Origin of the sequence: Streptomyces sp. IBSBF 3136, from assembly GCF_036815105.1 — a bacterium.
Taxonomy (GTDB): domain Bacteria; phylum Actinomycetota; class Actinomycetes; order Streptomycetales; family Streptomycetaceae; genus Streptomyces.
The window spans coordinates 1-3842 of record NZ_JAJSZC010000466.1; the positions used below are offsets into that span (position 1 = coordinate 1).

Here is a 3842-nt window from a genome sequence, read left to right on the forward strand (position 1 = left end):
CGGGGCTGCCGGGGGGTGCGTTGGGGGCGGGGGGGGGGGGGGCCCCCCCGGGGCGGGGGGCGGGGGGGGCCCCCGGCCCCGCGGCGGCTGGCTGTCAGGGGTGTCTGTTCCACTCGGCGATCACGGGGTGGCCGTGCTCGGTGGAGAGCCGGCCGACCGTGCCGGTCGCGAGCTGGAAGAGGCGGCCCTCGGCGGGCGCCAGACCCAACCGGCGCGCGGTGAGCACCCGCAGGAAGTGGGCGTGCGCCACCAGGACGACGTCACCGGTGCCGGCGGTGAGCGCCGCGTCCACCCGGGCCAGCACCCGGTCGGCCCGGGCCCCGACCGCCTCCGGCGACTCGCCGGGGTGCCCCTCGGGTCCGGGCGGCACGCCGTCCGTCCACAGGTCCCAGCCGGGGCGGTCGCGGTGGATGTCGACGGTGGTGACACCCTCGTAGCCGCCGTAGTCCCACTCGTGCAGATCGGGCTCGGGCACGGCCCCGGTCAGGCCCGCCAGCTCGGCGGTGCGTACGGCGCGGGCCAGCGGGCTGGTCAGCACCAGGGCGTAGGTCCGTCCGGTGAGGAGCGGAGCGAGGGACTTGGCCTGTTCCTCACCGAGCGCGGTCAGCGGCAGGTCGGTCCAGCTGGTGTGCTGTCCCGACCGGCTCCACTCCGTCTCACCGTGGCGGACCAGCAGGAGGTCCCCCACGGCCGGTCAGTCCTTCTTCTCGACGGCGTGCCCGCCGAACTGGTTGCGCAGCGCCGCGACCATCTTCATCTGCGGGGAGTCGTCCTGCCGGGACGCGAACCGGGCGAACAGCGAGGCGGTGATCGCCGGGAGCGGCACCGCGTTGTCGATGGCCGCCTCGACGGTCCAGCGGCCCTCGCCCGAGTCCTCCGCGTAGCCACGCAGCTTGCCCAGGTGCTCGTCCTCGTCCAGGGCGCTGACCGCGAGGTCGAGCAGCCAGGAGCGGATGACGGTGCCCTCCTGCCAGGAGCGGAAGACCTCGCGGACGTTGTCCACCGACTTGACCTTCTCCAGCAGTTCCCAGCCCTCGGCGTAGGCCTGCATCATCGCGTACTCGATGCCGTTGTGGACCATCTTCGAGAAGTGGCCCGCGCCGACCCGGCCCGCGTGGACGTAGCNCCCTCGGCGTAGGCCTGCATCATCGCGTACTCGATGCCGTTGTGGACCATCTTCGAGAAGTGGCCCGCGCCGACCCGGCCCGCGTGGACGTAGCCGTAGGGCCCCTCGGGCTTGAGCGCCTCGAAGACCGGCCGCAGCCGCTCCACGTGCTCCTTGTCGCCGCCGACCATCAGGGCGTAGCCGTTCTGCAGGCCCCACACGCCGCCGGAGACGCCCGCGTCGACGAAGCCGATGCCCTTCACGCCGAGTTCGGCGGCGTGCTTCTCGTCGTCCGTCCAGCGGGAGTTGCCGCCGTCGACCACCGTGTCGCCCTCGGACAGCAGGTCCTTGAGCTCGTCGATGACACCCTGGGTGGCGGTGCCGGCCGGGACCATCACCCAGACCGTGCGCGGCGCCTCCAGCTTCTCGACCAGTTCTTCGAGGCTCTTGACGTCGGAGACTTCGGGGTTGCGGTCGTAGCCGATGACGGTGTGGCCGGCGCGGCGGATCCGCTCGCGCATGTTGCCGCCCATCTTGCCGAGACCGATGAGACCGAGCTGCATGATCAGTTCTCCTGAGCGTTCTTGAGGGTGCGGTAGGCGGCGACGAGGGCCGTGGTGGACGGGTCGAGACCGGGCACGTCCGCGCCTTCGGTCAGGGCCGGTTCGACGCGCTTGGCGAGGACCTTGCCGAGCTCCACGCCCCACTGGTCGAAGGAGTCGATGTTCCAGACCGCNGTCGAGACCGGGCACGTCCGCGCCTTCGGTCAGGGCCGGTTCGACGCGCTTGGCGAGGACCTTGCCGAGCTCCACGCCCCACTGGTCGAAGGAGTCGATGTTCCAGACCGCTCCCTGTACGAACACCTTGTGCTCGTAGAGGGCGACCAGCTGACCGAGCACGGACGGGGTCAGCTCGCGGGCGAGGATCGTCGTCGTCGGCCGGTCGCCCGGGAACGTCTTGTGCGGGACCAGTTCCTCGGGCACGCCCTCGGCGCGGACCTCGTCGGCCGTCTTGCCGAAGGCGAGGGCCTGGGTCTGGGCGAAGAAGTTGGCCATCAACAGGTCGTGCTGGGCCTTGAGTTCACCGCTCAGCTCGGCGACCGGCTCGGCGAAGCCGATGAAGTCCGCCGGGATCAGCTTGGTGCCCTGATGGATGAGCTGGTAGTAGGCGTGCTGCCCGTTGGTGCCCGGCGTGCCCCAGACGACCGGCCCGGTCTGCCACTGGACCGGACGCCCGTCGCGCTGCACCGACTTGCCGTTGGACTCCATGTCCAGCTGCTGGAGATAGGCGGTGAACTTGGACAGGTAGTGCGAGTACGGCAGCACGGCGTGCGTCTGCGCGTCGTGGAAGTTGCCGTACCAGATCCCCAGCAGGCCCAGGATCAGCGGGGCGTTGGCCTCGGCGGGAGCGGTGCGGAAGTGGTCGTCGACCAGCCGGAAGCCGTCCAGCATCTCGCGGAACCGGTCCGGGCCGATCGCGATCATCAGGGACAGCCCGATCGCGGAGTCGTACGAGTAGCGGCCGCCAACCCAGTCCCAGAACTCGAACATGTTGTCCGGGTCGATGCCGAAGTCCGCCACCTTCTCCGCGTTCGTGGACAGCGCCACGAAGTGCCGGGCCACGGCGGAGTCGTCCCCGAGCGCGTCCAGCAGCCACGAGCGGGCCGAGGTGGCGTTGGTGATCGTCTCGATGGTGGTGAACGTCTTGGAGGCGATGATGAACAGCGTCTCCGCCGGGTCCAGGTCGCGGGTGGCCTCGTGCAGGTCTGCGCCGTCCACGTTGGAGACGAAGCGGACGGTCAGGTCGCGGTCGGTGAAGCTGCGCANCCGCCGGGTCCAGGTCGCGGGTGGCCTCGTGCAGGTCTGCGCCGTCCACGTTGGAGACGAAGCGGACGGTCAGGTCGCGGTCGGTGAAGCTGCGCAGCACCTCGTAGGCCATCGCCGGACCGAGGTCGGAGCCGCCGATGCCGACGTTGACCACGTTCCTGATGCGCCTGCCGGTGTGCCCCGTCCACTCCCCCGAGCGGACCCGCTCGGCGAAGCCGGCCATCTTGTCCAGCACGGCGTGCACGGCCGGTACGACGTTCTCGCCGTCCACCTCGACCACCGCGTCGGGCGCGGCCCGCAGCGCGGTGTGCAGCACCGCCCGGTTCTCGGTGACGTTGATCCTCTCACCGCGGAACNCGCCGTCCACCTCGACCACCGCGTCGGGCGCGGCCCGCAGCGCGGTGTGCAGCACCGCCCGGTTCTCGGTGACGTTGATCCTCTCACCGCGGAACATCGCGTCCCGCAGCCCGAAGACGTCCGTCGCCGCGGCCAGCTCGCGCAGCAGCCGCAGCGTCTCGTCCGTGACCAGGTGCTTCGAGTAGTCGATGTACAGGTCACCGACCTGCAGGGTGTACCCGGTGCCGCGCCCCGGCTCGGCTGCGAACAGGTCCCGCAGCCCGGTGCCGGCCAGTTCCTCGCGGTGCTTCTCGAGAGCGGTCCACTCGGGCGTCTGGTTGAGCCTGGTACGGCCGTCTGCGTTCATATCCGACTTCAGCCTTCTTTCCTGCGCCTGTCCTGCTGTGTCCCTTGCCCCGCTGCCGGTCCCAACCTAATTGATCAGGACCGGTGACGAGCGGCGGTGACGCCTCCATGCGGGCAACAAGAGGTACGTCCGGCTGACGCGCCGGTGTCAGCACGGTGACGGACAAAGCCGGGGAGAGGCCGGGGAGGGGCGGGAAAGGGGCCAGGAA

General features: G+C 70.7%; 1 protein-coding gene and 2 pseudogenes. All 3 read right to left on the minus strand.

What is annotated here, in order from left to right; genetic code table 11:
- Positions 1–94 precede the first annotated feature (94 nt).
- The gene (locus V7E45_RS40240; RefSeq protein WP_333779242.1) at positions 95–688 is read right to left on the minus strand and encodes a histidine phosphatase family protein; all 594 of its coding nucleotides are present in this window, start codon (positions 686–688) and stop codon (positions 95–97) included.
- A 6-nt stretch (positions 689–694) separates the two neighbouring features.
- A pseudogene (locus tag V7E45_RS40815) lies at positions 695–1668 on the minus strand (NADP(+)-dependent, decarboxylating phosphogluconate dehydrogenase).
- 174 nt (positions 1669–1842) lie between these two features.
- Positions 1843–3634 (minus strand): annotated as a pseudogene (gene pgi / locus V7E45_RS40255) (glucose-6-phosphate isomerase); the annotation flags it as partial.
- Positions 3635–3842: the final 208 nt, after the last annotated feature.